Annotated in this window: 5 protein-coding genes; all 5 read left to right on the top strand. The window is 30.1% G+C overall.

The features are described from left to right. Window positions 1–363: 363 nt before the first annotated feature. Window positions 364–906, top strand: a complete 543-nt coding sequence (pyrR, locus tag V5787_RS07215) for a bifunctional pyr operon transcriptional regulator/uracil phosphoribosyltransferase PyrR (protein WP_336892584.1) — start codon at window positions 364–366, stop codon at window positions 904–906. A gap of 3 nt (window positions 907–909) precedes the next feature. Beyond that, entirely contained in the window at window positions 910–1839 is a 930-nt protein-coding gene (locus V5787_RS07210) for an aspartate carbamoyltransferase catalytic subunit (protein WP_336892583.1), read from the top strand. A gap of 34 nt (window positions 1840–1873) precedes the next feature. Continuing rightward, window positions 1874–2203 carry a ribonuclease Z gene (locus V5787_RS07205; protein ID WP_336892582.1) on the top strand — a complete coding sequence of 110 codons (330 nt, stop codon included), beginning with the start codon at window positions 1874–1876 and terminating at the stop codon, window positions 2201–2203. Window positions 2204–2252: 49 nt separating this feature from the next. Then, window positions 2253–3179: a ribonuclease Z gene (locus V5787_RS07200; RefSeq protein WP_336892581.1), complete on the top strand. Its 927-nt coding sequence runs from the start codon at window positions 2253–2255 to the stop codon at window positions 3177–3179. Between the two features lie 129 nt (window positions 3180–3308). Continuing rightward, on the top strand, window positions 3309–4736 hold the full coding sequence (rmuC, locus tag V5787_RS07195; protein ID WP_336892580.1) for a DNA recombination protein RmuC: 1428 nt from the start codon (window positions 3309–3311) through the stop codon (window positions 4734–4736). Window positions 4737–5023 lie beyond the last annotated feature (287 nt).

Genomic DNA, 5023 nt, shown 5'->3' with positions numbered 1-5023 from the left:
AAAAATGTAGCTTTTATCTTTCTTGTGCGTAAATCACAAATGCTATCTGCAAAAGTAGGTGTTATTTGTAGTTTCATGGCTTGAATATACATCTTAATAAGCTAACAAACAATGATTTACACCCTAAGTTTGGGTCTTTGTTTTTGTCATGTACCTTGCAACGGTCTTGCTTCATCATTTGGTAGTTCTTTTATAAAACTCAGTATATTTTGACCTTGAAAAACATCCATATCTGTTATATTTAAGGACACTAAGATACAGAAACTAAATGATTAACTCAGTAAAATATTTCTTATTAACTAACAAAAACATTTTTGTTTGAGTATATTTGTTATGAGAAAAACTAGCTTTTCACAACAAAACATGAGTAACAAAACATTATTAAACTCTAGGGAAATAGAAATCATTTTACATAGATTGGCCTGTCAATTAATTGAAAATCATGGCGACTTTTCTAATACTGTTCTACTAGGACTTCAACCAAGAGGTGCTTTTTTGGCCAATCGTTTGACACAACTATTAAAAGATGAATATCAAGTAGATAACATCCTTTTAGGGAAACTTGATATCACTTTTTTCAGAGATGACTTTAGACGTAGAGAAGTTCCATTAATAGCGAATTCTACTCAAATTGACTTTTTAGTTGAAGGCAAAAAAGTAGTAATTGTAGATGATGTCCTTTATTCAGGCAGAAGTATAAATGCTGCTTTAGCCGCATTACAATCATACGGCAGACCTAAACAAATTGAGTTACTTGTATTAATAGACAGAAGATTTAGTAGACACTTGCCTATTCAACCTGACTATAGAGGTAGACAAGTAGATGTAATTAATAATGAAAAGGTGTCTGTGCATTGGTTGGAAAACGACACAGAAGATGCAGTCTATTTAACAATGAATAACTAAAGAATGAGATCATTAAGTGTTAATAATTTATTAGGTATTAAACATTTAAATCCACAAGATTTAGATTTAATTTTTGAAACTGCAGATCATTTCAAAGAAGTAATAAACAGACCCATTAAAAAAGTTCCTTCATTAAGAGATATTACAATTGCAAATTTATTTTTTGAAAACAGTACAAGAACAAAACTATCTTTTGAACTTGCTGAAAAGAGATTATCTGCAGATGTCATCAATTTTTCTGCTGCTCAATCTTCAGTAAAAAAAGGAGAAACATTAATTGACACAGTTAACAATATCTTATCAATGAAAGTTGATATTCTTGTAATGCGTCATCCAAGTGTGGGTGCTGGTGTATTTCTTTCTCAACATGTAGATGCAAAAATAATCAATGCTGGTGATGGAACACACGAACACCCTACTCAGGCACTGTTAGACTCTTATTCTATTAGAGAAAAACTAGGAGGTGTTGCAGGTAAAAAAGTAGTAATTATTGGTGATATATTACATTCACGTGTTGCCTTGTCTAATATATTTGCTTTAAAGCTACAAGGTGCTGAAGTTAAAGTATGCGGACCAACTACTTTAATTCCAAAACATATTGAAAGCTTAGGAGTGACTGTTGAAACCAACCTAAGAAAAGCTTTAGAGTGGTGTGACGTAGCAAATGTATTAAGAGTACAGCACGAAAGAATGGATATCAAATACTTCCCTTCCATTAGGGAATACACTCAGTTATTTGGCATAAATAAAAATATATTAAATTCTTTAAACAAGGAAATTGTAATAATGCACCCTGGTCCTATCAATCGTGGAGTTGAAATTACTAGTGATGTGGCAGATTCTGATCAGTCTATTATTTTAGACCAAGTTGAAAATGGAGTCGCTGTAAGAATGGCTTGTATTTATTTATTAGCTGAACAAATAAAAAAATAAATTCAACATATTATTGTTTTAAAATTTCTTTAAAATGAATATTGATAAAAAAGAAAATTATACACTTATAACACCTACAGAAACATCTCATGATGATTTTTTAGAAGTATTGAAAATTTCTGATTTCGAAAAAGAAAATTTGATTTTAGATTTTTCAAACTCTTTTGAAATAACAACAAAACAAATAGATGGTTATTCTGAAATTTCAATGTATAAAAAAGAAAATGGAACTTCATTTATTATCATTAGAAATGATATTGAAATTGACAAGTTGGAAGATGAATTATTAAGTGTGACTCCGACTTTAACCGAAGCTGAAGACACTTTAGAAATGGACAATATAGAACGTGATTTAGGTTTCTAAATACCGTACTCACCTCTTATACTTATTCAATATTGATACAATAGAAAACATGAGCATTAAACTAACAATACTCGGATGTCATTCAGCTTCTCCAAGAAAAAATGCATTTCCTACAGCTCAGTTTTTAGAAATAAAAGAAAGAAAATTTTTAATAGATTGTGGAGAAGGCACACAAGTATTACTAAGAAAACATAAGGTTCAATTTTCTAAAATTAAACATATCTTTATTTCACACCTTCATGGAGATCATTTTTATGGATTGATTGGTTTGATTTCTACTTTTGGACTTCACGGTAGAAAAAATGATCTACACATATACGGACCAAAAGGAATCAAGGAAATAATTACCCTTCAAATTAAACTTGCTAAATCTTGGACTAAATACAAATTACTTTTTCATGAATTGGAAAATTTAGAAAGCGAGCTAATTTTTGAAGACAAAAAAGTAGAAGTTTATACCATCCCTTTAAGTCATAGGATATATACCAATGGTTTTCTTTTTAAAGAAAAATTAGGAGAACGAAAATTAAATATGGATGTAATACGTAGCAATCCAAAAATTGAAATTTGCGACTATCACAACCTTAAAAAAGGAAAAGATTATATTTCAGAAGATGGTAACAGTATTATTTTAAATTCAAAATTAACCTTGCCTCCTAGCAAACCTTTGTCTTATGCCTTTTGTAGTGATACCCAATACCTACCATCCATAGTTCCTATTATCAAAAATGTAGATATCTTATATCATGAGTCTACATTTTTAGAAGACAAGAAGGAATTAACAAAACAAACAAAGCACTCTACAGCCAAAGAAGCTGCCTCGATTGCACAACAAGCAAACGTAGGACAACTGATATTAGGTCATTACTCATCACGATACGATAACTTAGAGCTCTTTAAAGAAGAAGCTAAAACTATCTTTACAAACATTTATTTGGCAGAAAGCGGCAAAGTATTTGAAATAAAACAACTCTAACTTTTCTGTTTTATAAAGACTAAGTTCCTTTTAAAAAAACACAAAAGATTATCAATTTGGACTGTTTTCATTTGATTTATTGTTTAAATTTGTGAAACAAACTTCATTTTACTCAAATATTACTTCACAATGCAAAACCCTCTTTTTATTCTAGTAATCATATTAATTGCGGCTTTTATTAGTCATGTCATTTCTCGAAAAATCTCCAAATTAAAATCAGATAAAAACGACATTACTTCTGAAGAAAAAAATAATCTGTTAACTCAACAATTAGAACAGTTGACAATATCACATGATGTTACAAAAAACAATTTAAAGCAAACGATTTCAAAAGCAGAAAAAACGATAGAGGTTTTAAAAAACGAAGCATCAAAAAACATTGAACAACTGAGAAATACTAAAGATAATGAGTTAGAAGAACTACGTGGTAAAAATAATCATTTAGCCATTGAAAATACTAAAACAGAATCAGAGTTAAAAAACACACAGGAGAAATTAAAAGACAACAAAAGAGAAGTTGAGCAGCTCCAAGAAAAATTTACGAAAGAATTTGAGAATCTTGCAAATAAAATTCTCGATGAAAAATCGACTAAATTCAAAGAACAAAACAGGGAAAGTCTTAGCCAAATATTAAATCCTCTAAAGGAAAGAATTCAAATTTTCGAGAAAAAAGTAGAGGATACAAACAAAGAGAGTATCGTTAGAAATTCAGCTTTAAAACAACAAATTGAAAGTTTAGAAAAACTAAATCTTAAAATGAGTCAAGAAGCTGTCAACCTAACAAAAGCCTTAAAAGGAGATAGTAAAACTCAGGGAAATTGGGGAGAACTTATTTTAGAAAGAGTACTAGAAAAATCTGGACTTGAAAAAGGTAGAGAATACGATTTAGAAAAAAGTTTTGCTACGGAAGAAGAAGGAAAAACGAGGTTAAGACCTGATGTAATTATCAACCTACCCGACAACAGAAAAATGGTAGTGGATTCAAAAGTTTCTCTTACTGCATACGAACAATATGTAAATTCGGATACAGAAGAAGCAAAAACTACTTTTATAAAAGAACACGTAAACTCATTAAAACGTCATATAGATCAGTTAAGCGCTAAAAAATATGAAGACTTACACCAAATCGAATCACCAGACTTTGTGCTTTTATTTATTCCTATTGAACCTGCTTTTGCTGTAGCACTAGAAGCAGATCATGAATTATATAATAAAGCTTTTGTGAAGAATATTGTAATCGTTACTCCTTCTACCCTTCTAGCTACCTTACGTACCATTGATAGTATGTGGCAAAATGAAAAACAACAAAAAAATGCTATTGAAATTGCAAGACAAGCTGGTGCTTTATATGATAAATTTGAAGGACTTCTTCAAGATTTAATAAAAGTTGGAAATCGCTTAAAAGACACTAAAAATGAATATGACGGAGCAATGAACAAATTGGTCAGTGGACGAGGAAATCTAATAATCAGTGTAGAAAAGATAAAAACACTTGGAGCAAAAGCAAAAAAATCATTACCCAGCACCTTACTAAATCGTGCTGAAGATGAAGCATAAAACACAGTTTTTCGAAAGTCTTTGATCATTAAAATCGAATGACATATTAATAGTTTCTAGTCACTTTTCTTGAAATTTATTTGTAGCGGAAAGAACTTTAAAATAGTATCCTCCATTCAATAACTTAACGCAACAAATCTAAAATAATAGATTTGTAAAATGGTAGTAAAAAAACATCGCCGACTTACCCTAAAAGAAAGGGTGATTATTCAGACTCTTTTAGAAGAAAAAAAGAACAAAACATACATTGCTAAAATACTCAACAGAGCTCGCTCTACAATTAGTAG

Origin of the sequence: Flavicella sp. (assembly GCF_037132785.1) — a bacterium.
Classification (GTDB): domain Bacteria; phylum Bacteroidota; class Bacteroidia; order Flavobacteriales; family Flavobacteriaceae; genus Flavicella.
This window is presented reverse-complemented; position numbering and strand designations above follow the sequence as displayed.